At 65.0% G+C, this 692-nt stretch carries 2 pseudogenes; one reads left to right on the top strand and one right to left on the bottom strand.

Annotation, left to right across the window (positions count from 1 at the left end):
* A pseudogene (locus tag Q5Y72_RS19775) lies at positions 1-150 on the top strand (transposase); the annotation flags it as partial.
* A gap of 128 nt (positions 151-278) precedes the next feature.
* Here the strand turns inward: Q5Y72_RS19775 and Q5Y72_RS19770 are convergent.
* Positions 279-692, bottom strand: a pseudogene (locus Q5Y72_RS19770) (transposase); the annotation flags it as partial.

Below are 692 nucleotides of genomic sequence, written 5' to 3'. Positions count from 1 at the left end.
ACCTTCTGGACCGAGTTCCTGCGGTCCCTGCGCGCCCGCGGTCTGGGTGGCGTCAGGCTGGTGATCAGCGACGCCCACACCGGCCTCAAGGCCGCCATCGCCCGGGTGTTCGAAGCCACCTGGCAAAGGTGCCGTGTGGGGCTGTTGAAGAAGTCCTACGGAACGCTGCCGATGCCGTTCGTCATCGGGTGGAGCAATGATGCCGCCAGCCTCCTTTGCAGGTAGCGCAGAAGGGCAGAAGAGGGTGAGAACAGCTCTCCCCGGCGCTTGGCCGCCCAGAAAGGCAGCAAAAGCGCGAAGAATGCGGCCGCTAACCGCTTCAGGTTCACGGCCGCAGCAGTGAGGAAGGCCTGAATGCGCATGTTCTCGAGCCCGCGCCTCACCGCACGGGCGAGGCCGTGCCAGGTCTTTGCCTCGCCGTGGAAGCCTTCCGAGCGCCAGCGGTGGCGCCGATAGAGCCGGTTCTCTTTCTCGCCCCACCGCTCCCGTCGCCGGCGCGCCCGCAGCAGGGCCGGATAATCATGAACAATCACGACTGCCCGGGTCTTTCGCGACGGTGAAAGACACAGAGCCGCGAGATCGCACCCGGCACAGTCTCGCACCCTGGTGACGAAGAACCTGCCGTGACTGATCCTGGTCTTCGTTGGCTGAAGGATTTTGCCGCGCGGGCATTTCACGAGATCATGGCACGC

Source organism: Paracoccus spongiarum, assembly GCF_030732095.1.
Classification (GTDB): Bacteria; Pseudomonadota; Alphaproteobacteria; order Rhodobacterales; family Rhodobacteraceae; genus Paracoccus; species Paracoccus spongiarum.
This window is presented reverse-complemented; position numbering and strand designations above follow the sequence as displayed.